The following is a 17,180-nucleotide window of genomic DNA, read 5'->3' on the forward strand; positions in this document are numbered from 1 at the left end:
TTAAATCCTTAAAATTTCCTTTTATTAGCGCGTAAAATAGCAAATAGACTATTGAGGTGCAATTATATACGTTACACACCGAATAACTGCAATCATTTTATTGCAACAATGAATTACATAGCGGTCAAATTTCCTATTCATACAACACAATTGTTGACTGACTGGTTATCGCTTTAACCAACTATCAGCTGGGTAACAGAAGTGCTGTTATTAAATATAACTTTCCCTAGCTTTAAGGCGTGTATGCATAGCGATATTCGACCTAATGCTAATCATAAATTTGTAGATACACTCAGCAATGAAAAAGTTAATTTAAGCTCAAACCCTTTTGATGAAATTGAATTAATTCAGCGTGGTTTAGATATAAAAAGTGTTGAGAAATTTAGGCTTGAGTTACGTTGGGGTATTCAAGAAGATTCAACTAAACAGGTAGATTTATTTTTTTGACTAGCAAATTTGTGGAGGTTTTTTACACGGGAGTGTTTGAGTTTTCTTCTGTACATGTGAGTCAACCATCTAACCATTTGGTTAAATACTAGACTATGCCACCTTATACTTCCAATTTATGCCATCTTTTAGTACAAATATGTCAACTTATACTTCAAACAACACCCAAATGAGGAATTTGGGTGGCAGTCTTACCAGCCACATCTCGGCACACACGTCACAAACTGTGGCTGCTCCCTTCCGGGCCTGACCAGGTTCGCCTGCTAGTGTTGCGAGAGGACCAATAAGACTACCATTGAGGGCCTTGGTTGGCGCGGGAAGGATTATCTCTACTTTTGCTCTGTTATTCAAGGGATAATCTAAAAAGAAAGTGCGATTGCATACTTCATATACAATCGCGGCGTATTTAGCTGTTTTAGTGCGTATTAATTGCTCTCTAACTGCGCTTTTATATTACGAAGTGCTGCTTTTACCTTTTTCATATTTTCTGGGCCCATGCGTAAAAGCTGCTTTTGTGCGTCAGGAAGCTGTTCCCATTCAGAGAATGCATATTGATACGTTACTGAATCACGAAGTAACGGTAAGTCACCTTCTGGCTCTGGCGTATCAAGTAATAAATCGATTGCATCGGTTAGCGTTTGATTAAACTCATCATCGCCGTAACCAATTTCACTGTATGCATTATTAATAAGTGGCTTATATTCTTCGTACATGCGAACGGCTTGCGCTGCACTCATACTGGTAAATATTTTTACATACGGTGTGTAACGCTCATAACTATTAGGATTAATTGTTAAAATATCACCTTCATTTACGCTAAACGTTTCTTCTGGTTGAACGACAGGCGTGTGTTTTTTAGCTACTTTACCTTTAGCTAGGTTATCTACAAATACAACACCACGGCGAATTACGTCGTCAGTTACCATTAAGCTCATTACTGAATCACTTAGGTACTCGTCCATTTTAGCAACTACAACGGCATCGCTTTCATCAAGCGTTGGTAATGGTTTTACTTCAGGCACAGGCTCACTTGGGCTTTGTGCTGGTACTTCAAGCTCTGCTGGCTTTTCTGGCATAACTGATGGCGCGTCAACTACGGGATCGTTTTCAGGTTTAAGCTCCATCATTGGTTGCTCTTTTGGTGCTTGCTCTACCTCTGTGCGTGTTTGTGGCTCATCACTTGGTTTTAATAGTACAAACGCGGCTGCGCACACAACTATTATTAAAATAATAACGGCGAAAAGAAAATTGTTATTAGGCGGACGTTTTTGAACATCTGACGCTTCTGGTTTATCTGACATACAAACTCCATAAAAATTAAAAGTGCGTTATCACTCAGAGTACCCTGAGTGGAAAAAATTCATTATGAGTAGTAACTATAAATACATAACTATTTTAGCTTACAAATATAAACATAAGCTTACTGTACTTACTATTACTCAGTTATCCTTTGATTCTTCTAGCTTAAAGACTTACAGTTAATAAATAAAGTAAAGACGTTGAACTGTTTAAACACCAATATGAAAATCAAGCAAGTCGATCCAAAAAAACCAAAAATAGCCCTATTATTAACGGGCGGTGGCGCACGAGCTGCTTATCAAGTGGGTGTACTTAAAGCGCTCGCTCATAGCATGCCGCGTACAGCTCCATTACCGTTTAGAGTAATAAATGGCACCTCTGCAGGGGCTATTAACTCTGCGGCTTTAGCATGTTACGCCTCTTGTGCTCATTTAGCTGTACGAAAACTTGAATCAGTTTGGAAAAACTTTTCGACCTCTATGGTTTATAAAAGTGACTTTTTAAGTGTATTTGGTCATATTGCGCGTAATATTTTAACCAGCTTTCAGTCAGAGCATATTAATCACCCACCAGCGAGTTTGCTAAATAATCGCCCTCTACGTGGTTTGCTCAATGAGATTTTAGACTTACACCGGATAGAGCGTAACTTACACCGAAATTATTTAGATGCGCTTTCAATTACGGCTTCTAGTTATACCACGGGCGACTCTGTTGCGTTTTTTCAATCAAATACACAAACACCATGGCAACGCGCTAAACGCGAAGGCCAAGCCACGCGTATTAACGTTGAGCATTTAATGGCATCGAGCGCTATTCCTATGGTATTCCCAAGCGTAAATATTTATAACCATTACTTTGGTGATGGCTCTATACATCAGCTTTCGCCGCTCAGCCCATCAATTCATTTAGGGGCTGAAAAAATATTTATTATTGGGGTCGACCAACCTAAAGAGCTTCACCCGCCGGGTTACTCCCCTCATTATCCTGGCTTATCGGCTGTTGCAGGGCATTTACTCGATAGCGTATTTACCGACACAATGCAGTCGGATTTGGAGCGTTTGGAACGTGTTAATCGCACTTTAGGACTATTACCTGCACGCGATAAACACCAAGAGCTAAAACAAATTGATACCTTTGTTATTAACCCTTCGCAAAACTTTAATGCTATTGCTGCGCAGTATTATGACGATATGCCGTGGGCGATTAAAGTATTGCTGCGTACAATCGGTGTTAAAAAACATTCGCAATCGAGTTTAACCAGTTACCTGTTGTTTGAAAAACGCTACACCCAGCACTTAATGCAAATTGGCTATGAAGATGGCATGGCGCAGTTACCTAAAATGCGTGAGTTTTTAGAGTTAGATTAAGCCCAAACAGGCACGTTATTCTATTCCGTCGAGCAGGTAGTGCTCTACCCGCTCTACTCGCCTTGGTTTACCTTGTAGTACTAAAACGTCGTTAGCTAACAAGGTTGTTTGCGCTGATGGCGTGTCTATTTCGGCTCCTTCTCTGCGAAGTGCTTTTACGAGTACTCGCCGCTTTTCTAAATTAAGATCTTCAATTGTTTTACTCACGGCATAAGCTTGCTGAGGTAGCGCAACAACGTGTAAATATTCTAATCGGTCGGTTGAGGCATCTTCGCTATCTTTAAAATACCCTGCGTAAAAGCTTTGCATTAGCGGGTAACGGTTTCGCCGCTCTTTACTCACTCGGCGCACAATACGTGTCATGGGTACGCCCGACATAGACAACACATGCGACACGAGCATTAAGCTCGCCTCTAACGACTCGGGCACTACTTCGGTTACACCAAGCGCTTTTAAATAATCGAGCTGGCTGTCGTCACGAGTTCTAATAAGTATTTTAACGTTAGGTGCTATTTGTTTTATGGCATCGATAACAACTTGCGCATGATCAAACTCAGTAAAAGTAATAATTACCAGCCGAGCTCGCTCTACTCCTGCGCATTTTAAAATATCTTTTTGCTTAACATAGCCAAATATTACAGGTTCACCCGCCGCTTTGCCTTCTTGTACAAGTATTGGGTTACTTTCAATAGCAACGTAATCTATTGCTTCGGGCTTTAAAAAACGTGCTATGGTTTGCCCAACACGCGAAAAACCACAAATAACAACATGGTCACTATAAAGCGTGCTGCTTTGTGGCTCCGCTTCTAGCGCTAAACTTGGACGATCGAGTATGCCCAAACGATTTAAAATAAATGGCGTTTTATCAATCAAAAATGGTGTAAGCGCCATTGAAAGTACACCCAACGCAATTAAAAATGAGGCTTGCTCTGAGTTTAATAACTGATGCTGCCCAGCAAGTGCAATAAGTACAAAACCAAATTCCCCCATTTGCCACAGCATGATGCCACAGGCGAGTGAATCTTGGTTTCGTTCATGCATTAGCCGCGCACTAAGTGCGACCACTGTAATTTTCAATACGAGTAAACCAAGCAATGCGCCAACAATTATTACTATATGCGCCAGTACAAATAAAATATCTAACTGCATACCCACAGTGACAAAAAACAGCCCCATTAATATATCGCGAAATGGTCGTATATCGGCCTCTAACTGGTGTCTGTAATGGCTCTCACCTAACATCATTCCCGCTAAAAATGCACCCAATGCCATAGACAAACCAAACATATACGTTAAAAAGCCCGCAAATAGCGCCACTAATATGGTTGTAAGTACAAACAATTCATCGGTTCGTACTTGCGCTATTTCTTTAAACACAATAGGCAATACCCATTTACCTATGGCCCAAAGTAGCACACATACAAAAGCCCCCTTGCTTAGGGCGAACGCTAGAGCCCAACCAATGCTTTGAGAGTCACTTGATGCAAATAAAGGGAGTATTATTAATAGAGGAACAACAGCAATATCTTGAAAAAGTAATACACCAACTGCCAATTGCCCTCGGCGCTGATTAAGCTCACCTGTTTCTTTTAATAGCTTTACCACAACAGCCGTAGAAGAAAGCGCCATAATTGCGCCAATGGTAAAACTGGTGAGTAAGGAAAAGTCTAAACAATATAAAATAATAATGAAGAGTAAACTGGTTATACCTACTTGCAGTGAGCCCAGTCCAAATACTAGGTTTCGCATTGCCATTAGCCGCGAAATAGAAAACTCTAATCCTAAACTAAATAACAAAAACACAATTCCAAGCTCTGCTACAAACTCTATTTCGTGAGATTGTGCCAACCAGCCAATACCATGACTACCGGCTAAAACACCAGTTGCCAGATACGCTAAAATAGGCGGCAAACCAATGCGCTTAAAAAACCACACAAAAAGAACTGCCGCTACTAATAAGCCAAAAATTTGAGCATTAATACTTTGCAAATGCAGCCTCGCGTTTAAATTAAACTAGTAGCTTGTAAGTAAATATAACAACCATCTGTTTTTCATGCAATTTTAAAATATGGCACAAAAATCGCTTAGTTATTGCAAAGTAACACCCTCGGGGGAGATTTTAGTGGAAAACGTCCATATTTTGACGCAGCGTGTGTCTGGTCGCGGTGATTTTTTGCCGTTTTCGGCCGAACATACACAAATAAACGAGTCTGCGGCAACGCATGATCTTGTTACAGAGCTACAAACTAGCCTAGTTATAGAAGATGTTTTAGCTATATATGCAAAATTTACAAAGCAATTGCTAAACTTCTCTGGCTTACAGTTTCAATCAACATTGGGTACAACGCAAACATCACAAAGTGATACAAATAGCACGCCCTATATTTTTGATTTAGCGATTGGTAAAGAACACTTAGGGCAGCTAATTTATTTTAGTAAATTCCCACTTGGTCAAGCAATTGAGAAAAAACTACATACTCTACACACCGCGCTCGTTTATCCACTTCGCAATGCGATGATGTACAGCCGTGTGCTGAAACTTGCCACAAAAGATGCATTAACAGGTTTAAATAACCGTAGTCAATTTAATGACTTTTTGCTGCAAAAGCTTGAAAACTGTCGCCGTTACCAGCGCCCATTTAGTTTAATGCTGCTTGATTTAGATAACTTTAAACAAGTTAATGACAACTTTGGCCATAAAATTGGTGACGATACACTTAAAGAGTTTTCAAAAGTACTGTGTAGCAGCATACGCGGCACTGATTCGGTTTTTAGATTTGGTGGTGATGAGTTTGCTCTACTTATTGAAGACCCTGAGTTTACAACTAACAAGGTCGTCGCTGAGCGCATAATGTGCTTAGTCAGAAAATCGCCATTAATGTCTAAATACAAAGTGACGACCAGTATTGGTTTTACTTTAGCAAGCAGCCAAGATAGCGAAATCGAAATTTTTGCTCGAGCCGATAAAGGTTTATATAAAGCAAAAGCATCAGGCAGAAACTGCGCAAAAGCCTATTAATATTTGCGTTTAAATTAATTAAATAAAAAAGTCTAACTTCCCCCGTTAGGCTTTTTTATTGCTAAAACTCCAAGACTAAGGCTTTACACTCACCAATTTATAAATAAACAAAGCAGCACAAAAGCCAAAAAAGAATCCACTAATTAAATTAAGTAATGCGGTAATAGTAGCAAGTGGTGTAAATAATACTAAAAGTAGTGGGAGGCTCACGCCTAAAATAAAAAACAATCCACCCTTACCTAACCAGTAAGCCAATAAAAGTGCTGCAGATACAACCCCACCCACTACAGCATAGCCCAGCGTTACAATATTTAACTCAAGTAAAGCATTAGCGATAACAGCAATAACTGCGGTTATTAGCATACCCATAGGCGCTTTAGTCACTAACGACAAACCAACATGCGGCTGCTTACTCATTTATTTACACTCCCAAAAAACACCATTTTCATCAACATGCTTAGCACTCATAAAATAACCAACCACTTGCACTAATTCATCATTATAAAAAATAAGCGGCACACTGGCGCGCAGCCAAGGCGCTATTTTTGCATCTTTAAACCAATGTTTTACGGTATTGCTACCCGGCTTTTTAAGTGGTTTTATACGTGCGCTATTACAATTAAAGCGCACTGTTACTTGTTCATTAGCTTTTGGAGGCCTTACTCCACAACCGGTGTTTTTAATTAATAAGCGCCCGTCTGCAAGTTTTAACTCTGAATGATTAAGCTCAGTATCTGTTAATTCTGCACTTGGTGTTACAAAGTACAAATAACCTTGATGGCGGCGTATTTGCCCATCGGTTAAATCAATACGCATTTGCGCGTCATTTTTTGCGCTTATTGCTTGATTGATAATTTGCTCTAATTGCTTTTGCGATGGCATCACTTGAGTAAATAATGCAAGCCACGCACGTACTATATTTGCAATACGCGCTGCGCTGTATTCGCTTACTTGATTAATACACAGTGCTTGATACTCGTTAATACACTTATTTAAATCGAGCTGTGTATATTCATCAAGTAGTATTTGCTGTTGCTGTAGCAACTCAATACTTCGTGCAGTGCATTGCTCAAACCCATTAAAGCGCTCAGCTAACACAGGCACTATTTTTGAGCGTAAAAAGTTACGATCAAAACTTTCATCTGTATTAGAGTCATCGGTTATGTGCTTAATGCTAAACTGCGCTGCAAAAGCTTCTATATCGCTGCGTGCTACGTTTAACAATGGCCTAAAACATACGCGACCACTTTGTAGCAAACGCGCTTGGTGCATAGCGCCAAGCCCTTTTAAACCCGAACCTCGCTTTAAGCGCAGCAAAAATGTTTCTACTTGGTCGTTTAAATGTTGGCCCAGTAAAATAATACTGCCTTGTGGGCTTAGCTCATCAAGTTCCTTGTAACGGGCGTCGCGTGCTTGGGCTTCAAGGCTTGTACGCGACTGCTGCTCAATAACTACTTTCGCGGTTTTAAAAGGCACATTAAGATCAACACATACGTTTTTGCAAAAGCGTTGCCAGTCATCAGCATACTGGCTCAAACCATGGTGAACATAAATAGCCGATACATTAATTGCAGGGTTATCTGTTTTTAAAATACGCATTAAATGCAGTAACACCACAGAATCAACGCCACCAGAAAGCGCCACTGTAAAAGCAGTATTGCCTTGCTCAATATAGCTATTTAGTGATTTTTTTAATTGCTGATAAATTGCTGATGTATGCATATGGGCGCACTTTAATATGAAAACTCTGGACATTTTAAAGCAAAAAAGCCGCATAAGCGGCTTTTTTTAACATTTAATGTGTTTAGCAATAACCAAATGACATTAAACGTTTGTAACGTTGATCAAGCATTTCTTCAAGCGTAAGCGCTTGTAGGTCTGCTAAGTCACGTTTAAGGCGTTCTTTTAAGTTACGTGCCATACCATCGTAATTGCGGTGTGCGCCACCTAGAGGTTCATCAATTAAGTTACTGATTAAGTCTAGCTCTTTAACACGCTCTGCGGTTACACCCATTGCTTCTGCTGCAAGTGGTGCTTTGTCGGCGCTTTTCCAAAGAATAGACGCACAACCTTCAGGCGAAATTACAGAGTAAGTACTGTATTGCAACATGTTAACTCTGTCGCCAACACCAATCGCTAATGCACCACCTGAACCGCCTTCGCCAATAACTGTACATATAGTCGGCACTTTAAGTGTCGCCATTACTTTTAAGTTACGTGCGATTGCTTCAGATTGACCACGCTCTTCAGCGCCAACACCTGGGTATGCACCCGGTGTGTCGATAAAGGTCATGATTGGCATTTTAAAACGCTCAGCCATTTCCATTAAGCGTAATGCTTTACGGTAACCTTCTGGCTTTGGCATACCAAAGTTGCGTTTAATTTTTTCAGCAGTGTCACGACCTTTTTGCTGGCCAATAACCATTACTGGTTCGCCATCTAAACGCGCAACGCCACCTAAAATAGCCGGATCGTTAGCAAAAGTACGATCGCCAGAAAACTCGTCAAATTCCGTGAAAATGCGCTCGATATAATCTCGAGTGTAAGGACGCAACGGATGACGTGCTAACTGTGATACTTGCCAGGCGCCTAAATTAGAAAAAATCTCCTGTTTTTGCTTGGCGCTTTTTTCTTTTAATTTGCTGACTTCCTCTTCTAACTCAAGGTCTAATTCGCCAGCGCGGCTTATATTTTGTAATTCTTCAATTTTTGCTTCTAATTCTGCAATTGGAAGCTCAAAATCAAGATAATTGAGGCTCATGCTCTAAACTACCTAATTAGTTAAATTCTAGTTCTACATCTTGCGCAGCCATGAGTGATAACTTATGAATTAAGTCGTCGCTCGGCGTAACACACCATTCGATCCCAAGAGTTAATTGCGCCAACGCATCTGGACGTTGGTAATAAACCTTGATCGGACACGTTCCCATTTTATAGGGTTCGAGTACTTTTTGTAATTTATCGAAGAAACCTGCCTCGACTTGCACCATGTTCAGCGTCATTTTAATCGCTTTAATGCGTTTTTCACGCGCTTGAGCAATGGTGTTTATTTCTCTGGCGGTCATTGTAATACCACCGGAGAAGTTATCAAAGCTGACCTGTCCAGATATTACCAAGATATTGTTAACTTGGAGCATATCTTGGTACTTTTCAAACTCGTCTGAATACAAGCGTACATCAATCCGTGCACTCTTGTCATCTAAAGTTACTAAGGCCCAACGATTTCCTTTTTTATTAATTAATACCCTAGAGGCAATCACTAAACCTGCAGCGGTTGCAAACACATCACGGTTAGTTGGCTGTAAATCAACTATTTTTCCGCTGGTATAATGCTTAAGTTCACGGCGGTACTGATTTATCGGATGCCCTGTTAAATAAAGGCCTAGCGTTTCTTTTTCGCCTTCTAACCACTCGTTATCGGTGAGTCCTGTGGCTTTAATAAAGGCTTGTTCAACCTCATCAGGCTCGGTGGCCAATAAACCAAACAAATCACTTTGCCCTAACAGCTCAGCTTTATTGTGTTGGTCAGCCGCACGCATTGCATCCTTTAAGCTAGCTAGTAATGTAGCACGCCCTGGTTGTGTTTTTTCTGGCCCTAACTTATCAAGTGCACCTGAATAAATTAATTTTTCGGTTACGCGTTTATTTAAGCGTTTTAGGTCAACTCGGGCACAAAAATCAAATAAATCTTTAAATGGGCCCCCTTTTGCACGCGCTTCTAATATTGCATCAACCGGTGCTTCACCCACGCCTTTAATTGCGCCAATGCCGTAAACAATTTCGCCTTGCAGGTTTACTGTAAACTTAAACTCGCCTGCATTCACATCTGGCGGCAGTAAGGTGAGCTTCATGTTTTCACATTCATCCACCAAAATAACTATTTTGTCGGTGTTATCCATATCGGCCGACATTACTGCAGCCATAAACTCTGCAGGATGATGCGTTTTCATCCACAGCGTTTGATACGATACTAATGCATATGCCGCTGAGTGAGATTTATTAAAACCATAACCTGCGAACTTTTCTACCAAGTCGAAGATTTTTATTGCGAGTTCGCCGTCAATGCCGTTATTTCTTGCGCCATCTTCAAACGTTGAACGCTGCTTTGCCATTTCTTCGGGTTTTTTCTTACCCATTGCACGACGCAGCATGTCGGCGCCACCTAGCGTGTAACCTGCTAGTACTTGCGCAATTTGCATTACTTGTTCTTGATACAAGATAATGCCGTAAGTTGGATCAAGTATTGGTTTTAAGCTTTCGTGCTGATACTGCGCATCTGGGTATGAGATTTCTTCGCGGCCCAGTTTTCGGTCGATAAAGTTATCTACCATGCCTGATTGCAGCGGACCCGGGCGGAACAAGGCCACGAGTGCAATCATATCTTCAAAACAATCGGGTTTTAAGCGGCGTACTAAGTCTTTCATACCGCGCGACTCTAGCTGAAATACAGCGGTTGTTTCGGCGCGAAGTAGCAATTCAATACTTTTTTTGTCATCCAGTGGGATGGTATTTATATCAACGAGGTCTTTACCTTGGCGCTCCATGCGCACGTTGGTCATTTCGACCGCCCACTGCAATATTGTCAGTGTACGTAAACCCAAGAAATCGAACTTAACTAAGCCTGCGGTTTCTACATCGTTTTTATCAAACTGTGTTACCGGAAACTTACCTTCGTCATCGCAATAAAGCGCGGCAAAGTCGGTAATAGTGGTTGGCGATATTACTACGCCACCCGCATGTTTACCGGCGTTACGTGTACACCCTTCTAGAATGCGACACATGTCGATTAAATCTTTTACTTCATTGTCGCCATCGTAAGCTTCTTGCAAACGTGGTTCTATATCAAACGCTTTAGCAAGTGTCATCCCAGGATCGCCCGGGATCATTTTAGAAATACGATCTACAAACCCGTAAGGATGCCCAAGCACTCGCCCTACATCGCGTATTACCGCTTTTGCAGCCATGGTGCCAAAGGTAATAATTTGCGATACCGCATTACGCCCATACAAAGCCGACACGTGATCAATTACTTCGTCTCGTCTGTCCATACAAAAATCGACGTCGAAATCGGGCATTGATACACGTTCAGGATTCAAAAATCGCTCGAAAAGTAAATCGAACTCAAGCGGATCCAAGTCTGTAATTTTAAGTGCGTAAGCAACCAATGAACCTGCACCTGAACCACGACCAGGCCCAACCGGAATATTGTTATCTTTACTCCACTGAATAAATTCCATTACGATTAAGAAGTAACCTGGGAATCCCATTTGGTTAATTACGCCAAGCTCTATATCAAGTCGCTCATCGTATTCAACACGTTTTACTTTTCGCTCTTCTTCATCGGGGAATAAAAACTGCAGTCGCTCTTCAAGGCCGTCTTCTGATACTTTAACTAAAAACTCATCAATCTTAAGTGAGCCAGTTGGGTAATCAGGTAAAAAGTAAGTCCCTAGCTGAACAGTTACATTACAACGTTTAGCGATTTCTACTGTGTTTTGTAGCGCCTCTGGAATATCGCTAAACAACTCAGCCATCTGCTCTGATGTTTTTAGGTATTGCTCTTGTGAAAATCGTTTAGGCCTGCGTTTATCGTCAAGCGTGTAGCCGTCAAAAATGGCAACGCGAATTTCGTGCGCTTCAAAGTTTTCAGGCTTTAAAAATACCACTTCGTTGGTCGCTACAACAGGTAACTGTTCTTTGGTAGCAAGCTCTACCGCCATGTGTAAGTAGTCTTCTTCAAGCGGTCGATTGGTTCGAACAAGCTCAAGATAGTAGTTATCGCTAAAATGCTGCTTATAAAAGCTAACTACCGATTCAATTACACTTGGATTATTTTTTAATAACGCTTTACCTAAGTCACCATCTTTAGCGCCCGAGAGAATAATTAAGCCGGTTTTATGTTCCACCAGCCATTCTCGATCAATCACTGGGCGATGAAACACATGCCCACGTTGATACGCTTTAGATATTAATAAGGTAATATTTTTATAGCCGTCGTTGTCTTTGGCTAATATGGTTAAGCGGCTTGGCTCGTCAGGAAATTCTGGGCTACGAACCCAAAAGTCAGCACCCACAATCGGCTTAATACCGGCGTTATGTGTTGCGCCATAAAAGCGCACTAAACCACAAAAGTTCATTTGGTCGGTAATCGCAATTGCTGGCATTTGTAGCTCTTGCGCTTTTGCGACTATAGGCTTTGTTTTAGCAAGGCCATCAACCATCGAAAAGTCTGAATGAACTCTTAAATGAACAAAATCAGGAGCAGCCATGCTTAACCCTCACCATTGGCTTGCGCCAAAACGCGCTGCACAGGTTTAAAGCTTTTACGATGCTCGTCAATCGCGCCGTACTGCTCAAGCGCTGCAAAGTGCGCTTTAGTCGGGTATCCTTTGTGCCCCGCAAAGCCATATTCGGGGTGGCGCTTATCGAGTTCAATCATTTCGTCATCGCGCGCTACTTTAGCTAAAATAGACGCCGCTGAAATTTCAGCTACTAAGCTATCGCCTTTAACAACAGCTTGCGCGGGCATCGTGAGTTTTGGTAAGCGATTACCATCTATAAATACAAATTCTGGTTGTGTGCTTAACGCTTCTACTGCGCGAGTCATGGCAAGCATCGTTGCGTGTAGAATATTTAATTCATCAATCTCTGTTGGATTGCAGCGCCCATACGCGTAACACAATGCTTTTTCTTTTATTTCAATCGCAAGTGCTTGGCGTTTTTTATCTGTTAATTTTTTAGAATCCGCTAAGCCTGCAATAGGTTTTGAAGGGTCTAAAATAACAGCGGCAGTGACTACGTCGCCAACAAGTGGGCCGCGACCTACTTCATCTACACCGGCAATTAAGGCTACGTTGGGTCTATCAATTTGCATTTATTAACTCCGCCACAGCATTGGCTGCTTGTTCGCTGGCATTTAATCTAATTTTTTCGTGAATAGCTAAAAAGCATGCTTTTAGCTCAATGTTGTCGGTATTAAGCATTGGGGTAAGCGCATTGGTTAAATTAGCCACATTACACTCGCTTTGTAAAAACTCAGGGACTAACTCTTCGTCGGCTAATAAATTAGGCAGCGAAAAGTACTTTATATTAAACGTAAATAAGGTTTTAAAAATCCAATAGCTCAACGGCTTTATTTTATAACCCACTACCATTGGCTTTTTATAAAGCATGCCTTCAAGTGTGGCTGTGCCCGACGCTAATAAAATAGCATCGGCAGCTTGCATCGCTAATTTTGATTGCCCATCAAGCAGGTTAACATTAAGGTTTGGCGCGGTAGCGTTTAATATATCAGTAAACTGCGCTTTGCGTTTTTCGTTAACCAATGGCACCACAATTTTAAGGTTGGGGTTTTTAGCTTGCAGCTCTGCAGCTGTTTTAATATAAGTTTCGCTTAGTAAGCCAACTTCTGAGCCTCTACTACCAGGAAGTAACGCCAGTACTTTGTCGTCAAGGCTTAAGCCGAGTTCTGCACGTGCTTTACTATCGTCGTGCTCAAGCGCTATATCGTCAGCCAAAGTATGCCCTACAAATGTACATGGCACTTGGTGTTTATCGTAAAATTCTTTTTCAAATGGTAATAACGCCAACACTAAGTTAGTGGCTGCACTTATTGTATGTATACGCTTTTCGCGCCACGCCCAAACAGACGGACTTACATATTGTACTGTTTTAATGCCCGCATCTTTAAGTGGCTTTTCAACGCGTAAGTTAAAATCGGGTGCGTCTATACCTATAAATACATCTGGTGGGTTATCTACAAAATGCTGCACAAGTTGTTTACGTATTTTAAGCAACCGCGGTAAACGCCCTAGCACTTCAACAAGCCCCATTACCGAAAGCTCATCCATATCGTAAAGTGTTGTACAGCCTTGCGCTTGCATTTTAGGCCCTGCTATCCCTTCAAAAATAGCATCCGGGAAGTGCTTTTTAAGGGCTTTAATTAAGCCTTCGCCTAAAATATCGCCCGACAGTTCACCTGCCACAATACCAATTCGTAGTTGTTTTTGATCTTTATTCATTTGATTTTATTTCACAAGTAAACCAGGCGTTCATGAGTACTAGTTTACCGTGTTTTACTGTTTGGTTAAACGCTTTAAATAACTGGTTTTTTATCACTAAATTTAATTTATTGTATTGTTTGTTTTTAATACTGATGTAGCATATGAAATATATATTAAGTTTTACTAATATACATATTGACAAAAATTGCACAAACGTAAATAATATTACAAACTTTCAGTAATTACTGAAAGTTCATTAAAACTTAACTTTGCCAATTAAATGTTGCCCTGTTAATCCGTCACTCTCAAGGAGCCAATAATGATAGATGAAACCTTTGTGGATCTATCGCGATTACAGTTTGCTGTTACCGCTCTCTTTCATTTCTTATTCGTACCGTTAACTATAGGTATGACCTGGATTTTAGTTATTATGGAATCGGTTTATGTTATGACCGGTCGCGAAATTTATCGTGATATGACTAAGTTTTGGGGAAAATTGTTTGGTATTAACTTTGCAATTGGTGTGGCCACAGGCCTTACCATGGAGTTTGAGTTTGGTACTAACTGGTCTTATTACTCGCATTACGTAGGTGATGTTTTTGGTGCTCCCCTTGCTATTGAAGGTTTAATGGCATTCTTTTTAGAATCGACCTTTGTAGGTATGTTTTTTTTAGGGTGGGACAGACTCTCTAAACGCCAACATTTAGGTGCAACCTTTTTAATGGCGATCGGTACTAACATGTCGGCGCTGTGGATTTTAATAGCCAACGGTTGGATGCAAAACCCGGTAGGTGCTGAGTTTAACTATCAAACTATGCGCATGGAAATGACCAGCTTTGCAGAGCTTGTGTTTAACCCTGTAGCGCAAGTTAAGTTTATTCATACTGTATCGGCAGGTTATGTAGCTGCATCAATGTTTGTATTGGGTATAAGTAGTTGGTACATATTAAAAGGCCGCGACCTTGCATTTGCTAAGCGTTCGTTTTCGGTCGCTTCTGGTTTTGGTTTAGCGTCAATTTTATGTGTAATTTTACTCGGCGACGAATCGGGCTACGAAGTAGGCGAAGTTCAAAAAGTAAAACTAGCAACAATTGAAGCAGAATGGCATACAGAAGAAGCTCCGGCTGCGTTTACCGCATTTGGTTTCCCTGATTCAGAAGAGCAAGTAACACATGCTGCGGTTAAAATACCTTACGCACTTGGATTAATTGCAACTCGCTCGCTCGATGAGCAAGTTACTGGTATTAACGACCTAGAAAAGCAACACGAAGTACGTATTCGTAACGGTATGATTGCTTACAAATACCTTACAATGCTCAGAAATGGTGAAGACACGCCTGAAAATATAGCGACATTTAATACCCTAAAAGATGATTTAGGTTATGGCTTGCTACTTAAGCGCTACACACCTGATGTTGTAGATGCTACCGAAGAGCAAATTCAAAAAGCCGTTAAAGACTCTTTCCCTAAAGTAGGCCCTATGTTTTGGTCATTTAGGATTATGGTTGCCTGTGGTGTGGCGATGCTTGGTGTATTTATATTGGCATTTTACTACAACGCACACCGTGTTATTGAACAAAAACGCTGGTTGTTATGGGCTGCGGTATTGAGTATTCCACTGCCATGGATTGCAATAGAATTTGGCTGGATAGTTGCCGAGTATGGTCGCCAACCTTGGGCTATATCTGAAATACTGCCGACCTTTTTAGCCACGTCGTCACTAACAATAAACGACATTCTAATTAGCTTAACTGGATTTATTGTTTTCTACACTGGTTTAGCCATTGTTGAAGGCTGGTTGATGATCCGTTTTGTTAAGCAAGGGCCAAGCTCGCTGCATACAGGTAAATACCATTTTGAGTTACCAAACAAAGCTGAGCAAACTAAAGGAGAGCAATCATGATTTTTGATTATGAAACATTAAAAATGCTTTGGTGGTTGATCATTGGTGTGCTGCTTATTGGCTTTGCTATTACCGATGGCATGGATATGGGCGTTGCTATGTTGCTTCGCCTAGTTGGTAAAACAGATTCAGAGCGCCGTACGGTAATTAATACCATTGGTCCACACTGGGATGGTAACCAAGTATGGTTTATTACCGCAGGCGGCGCGTTGTTTGCAGCGTGGCCTATGGTTTATGCAGCCGCATTTTCGGGCTTTTACTTTGCCATGATGCTAGTACTCTTTGCTCTATTCTTTAGACCACTAGGGTTTGATTACCGCAGTAAAGTAGACTCAAAACGCTGGCGTAATAACTGGGATTGGGGCTTGCTTGCAGGCAGCGCAATTCCGGCATTAGTTTTTGGTGTTGCATTTGGTAACTTATTTTTAGGCGTACCGTTTAATATTGATAACCTAATGCGTGTTAGCTACCAAGGCTCATTTTTTGGCTTGCTTAACCCATTTGGATTACTTGCTGGTTTGATTAGTATCACCATGTTAGTTGCTCATGCTGGTATGTGGTTACAACTTCGTACAGCAAGTGCCGTAGCAGAGCGTTCAGGTCAATATGGTCGCTACTCTCTAATTGCATTTATTGTATTATTTGCAGCTGCTGGTTTTTGGGTTGCTAATTTAACGGGTTACCAAATTGTATCTATGCCCGATACGCAAAGCCACGCAGACCCTTTAGCTAAAGTAGTAACAACAGCGCAAGGTGCATGGTTAAGTAATTACAGCGATCGTCCGTGGACAATGACCTTCCCTATTTTAGCGTTTGCAATGGCATTAAGTGCTCTTATATTTTCTAAGTTAAATAAGCCAGCACTTGGCCTTATTTCAACAAGCTTAATGTTAATTGGCGTAATTATGACGGCAGGTGTTTCACTGTTCCCATTTATTATGCCATCAAGCAATAATCCTAATATTAGCTTAACAATTTGGGATGCGGTATCGAGCCATAGAACGCTCAATGTGATGTTTGTTGCAGTGTGTATTTTTGTACCACTAATTTTGTCCTACACCACCTGGTGTTACGTAAAAATGTGGCGCAGAGTAACGGTAGAAGAAATTGAAAACAACACTCACGGTAGCTACTAAGGAGAC

Annotated in this window: 13 protein-coding genes and 1 other RNA gene; 5 read left to right on the forward strand and 9 right to left on the reverse strand. The window is 41.0% G+C overall.

The window, feature by feature from the left end; genetic code table 11:
* Positions 1 to 243 precede the first annotated feature (243 nt).
* The gene (locus PX700_RS12350; RefSeq protein WP_479520861.1) at positions 244 to 447 is read left to right on the forward strand and encodes a hypothetical protein; all 204 of its coding nucleotides are present in this window, start codon (positions 244 to 246) and stop codon (positions 445 to 447) included.
* 189 nt (positions 448 to 636) lie between these two features.
* Here PX700_RS12350 and ffs read toward each other — a convergent pair.
* Positions 637 to 733, reverse strand: an RNA gene (gene ffs, locus PX700_RS12355) — signal recognition particle sRNA small type.
* Between the two features lie 139 nt (positions 734 to 872).
* The gene (locus tag PX700_RS12360; protein WP_479520862.1) at positions 873 to 1,748 is read right to left on the reverse strand and encodes a DUF3014 domain-containing protein; all 876 of its coding nucleotides are present in this window, start codon (positions 1,746 to 1,748) and stop codon (positions 873 to 875) included.
* 219 nt (positions 1,749 to 1,967) lie between these two features.
* Here PX700_RS12360 and PX700_RS12365 point away from each other — a divergent pair, with 219 nt between their 5' ends.
* Positions 1,968 to 3,113, forward strand: a complete 1,146-nt coding sequence (locus PX700_RS12365; RefSeq protein WP_479520863.1) for a patatin-like phospholipase family protein — start codon at positions 1,968 to 1,970, stop codon at positions 3,111 to 3,113.
* 15 nt (positions 3,114 to 3,128) lie between these two features.
* Here the strand turns inward: PX700_RS12365 and PX700_RS12370 are convergent, their stop codons facing one another.
* Positions 3,129 to 5,102, reverse strand: a complete 1,974-nt coding sequence (locus PX700_RS12370; protein ID WP_479520864.1) for a monovalent cation:proton antiporter family protein — start codon at positions 5,100 to 5,102, stop codon at positions 3,129 to 3,131.
* Positions 5,103 to 5,235: 133 nt separating this feature from the next.
* On the opposite strand from PX700_RS12370, the gene PX700_RS12375 reads away from it, so the two are divergent.
* Positions 5,236 to 6,132, forward strand: coding sequence for a GGDEF domain-containing protein (locus PX700_RS12375; RefSeq protein WP_479520865.1), 897 nt, complete (start codon positions 5,236 to 5,238; stop codon positions 6,130 to 6,132).
* Between the two features lie 75 nt (positions 6,133 to 6,207).
* On the opposite strand, the gene PX700_RS12380 is transcribed toward PX700_RS12375, so the two are convergent.
* The 6 genes from PX700_RS12380 to lpxB form a co-directional block, all read right to left on the reverse strand.
* Positions 6,208 to 6,549 (reverse strand): hypothetical protein, encoded by a 342-nt coding sequence (locus PX700_RS12380; protein ID WP_415638226.1) that lies wholly within the window; start codon positions 6,547 to 6,549, stop codon positions 6,208 to 6,210.
* The gene (tilS, locus tag PX700_RS12385) at positions 6,550 to 7,854 is read right to left on the reverse strand and encodes a tRNA lysidine(34) synthetase TilS (protein ID WP_479520866.1); all 1,305 of its coding nucleotides are present in this window, start codon (positions 7,852 to 7,854) and stop codon (positions 6,550 to 6,552) included.
* A gap of 82 nt (positions 7,855 to 7,936) precedes the next feature.
* Complete coding sequence (gene accA, locus PX700_RS12390) at positions 7,937 to 8,893, reverse strand: acetyl-CoA carboxylase carboxyl transferase subunit alpha (RefSeq protein WP_166421094.1); 957 nt, start codon at positions 8,891 to 8,893, stop codon at positions 7,937 to 7,939.
* A gap of 16 nt (positions 8,894 to 8,909) precedes the next feature.
* Complete coding sequence (gene dnaE / locus PX700_RS12395; protein WP_479520867.1) at positions 8,910 to 12,401, reverse strand: DNA polymerase III subunit alpha; 3,492 nt, start codon at positions 12,399 to 12,401, stop codon at positions 8,910 to 8,912.
* 2 nt (positions 12,402 to 12,403) lie between these two features.
* Complete coding sequence (gene rnhB / locus PX700_RS12400; RefSeq protein ID WP_165739349.1) at positions 12,404 to 13,006, reverse strand: ribonuclease HII; 603 nt, start codon at positions 13,004 to 13,006, stop codon at positions 12,404 to 12,406.
* The gene (gene lpxB / locus PX700_RS12405; protein ID WP_479520868.1) at positions 12,996 to 14,153 is read right to left on the reverse strand and encodes a lipid-A-disaccharide synthase; all 1,158 of its coding nucleotides are present in this window, start codon (positions 14,151 to 14,153) and stop codon (positions 12,996 to 12,998) included. The genes rnhB and lpxB overlap by 11 nt, the downstream gene beginning before the upstream one ends.
* Before the next feature lie 301 nt (positions 14,154 to 14,454).
* Between lpxB and PX700_RS12410 the strand changes: the two genes are divergently transcribed.
* Together PX700_RS12410 and cydB are read left to right on the forward strand one after the other, a co-directional pair.
* Entirely contained in the window at positions 14,455 to 16,038 is a 1,584-nt protein-coding gene (locus PX700_RS12410) for a cytochrome ubiquinol oxidase subunit I (RefSeq protein WP_165728538.1), read from the forward strand.
* Positions 16,035 to 17,174 carry a cytochrome d ubiquinol oxidase subunit II gene (gene cydB / locus PX700_RS12415; protein ID WP_415638221.1) on the forward strand — a complete coding sequence of 380 codons (1,140 nt, stop codon included), beginning with the start codon at positions 16,035 to 16,037 and terminating at the stop codon, positions 17,172 to 17,174. The genes PX700_RS12410 and cydB overlap by 4 nt, the downstream gene beginning before the upstream one ends.
* Positions 17,175 to 17,180: the final 6 nt, after the last annotated feature.

Source organism: Pseudoalteromonas sp. TP27, assembly GCF_056470645.1.

What these genes read in the sequence shown, in the direction of transcription:
- PX700_RS12380 (WP_415638226.1), bottom strand. Translation starts at nt 6,549, where the DNA reads ATGAGTAAGCAGCCGCATGTTGGTTTGTCGTTAGTGACTAAAGCGCCT.
- PX700_RS12365 (WP_479520863.1), top strand. Translation starts at nt 1,968, where the DNA reads ATGAAAATCAAGCAAGTCGATCCAAAAAAACCAAAAATAGCCCTATTA.
- PX700_RS12360 (WP_479520862.1), bottom strand. Translation starts at nt 1,748, where the DNA reads ATGTCAGATAAACCAGAAGCGTCAGATGTTCAAAAACGTCCGCCTAAT.
- PX700_RS12410 (WP_165728538.1), top strand. Translation starts at nt 14,455, where the DNA reads ATGATAGATGAAACCTTTGTGGATCTATCGCGATTACAGTTTGCTGTT.
- PX700_RS12350 (WP_479520861.1), top strand. Translation starts at nt 244, where the DNA reads ATGCATAGCGATATTCGACCTAATGCTAATCATAAATTTGTAGATACA.
- dnaE (WP_479520867.1), bottom strand. Translation starts at nt 12,401, where the DNA reads ATGGCTGCTCCTGATTTTGTTCATTTAAGAGTTCATTCAGACTTTTCG.
- lpxB (WP_479520868.1), bottom strand. Translation starts at nt 14,153, where the DNA reads ATGAATAAAGATCAAAAACAACTACGAATTGGTATTGTGGCAGGTGAA.
- rnhB (WP_165739349.1), bottom strand. Translation starts at nt 13,006, where the DNA reads ATGCAAATTGATAGACCCAACGTAGCCTTAATTGCCGGTGTAGATGAA.
- accA (WP_166421094.1), bottom strand. Translation starts at nt 8,893, where the DNA reads ATGAGCCTCAATTATCTTGATTTTGAGCTTCCAATTGCAGAATTAGAA.
- cydB (WP_415638221.1), top strand. Translation starts at nt 16,035, where the DNA reads ATGATTTTTGATTATGAAACATTAAAAATGCTTTGGTGGTTGATCATT.
- tilS (WP_479520866.1), bottom strand. Translation starts at nt 7,854, where the DNA reads ATGCATACATCAGCAATTTATCAGCAATTAAAAAAATCACTAAATAGC.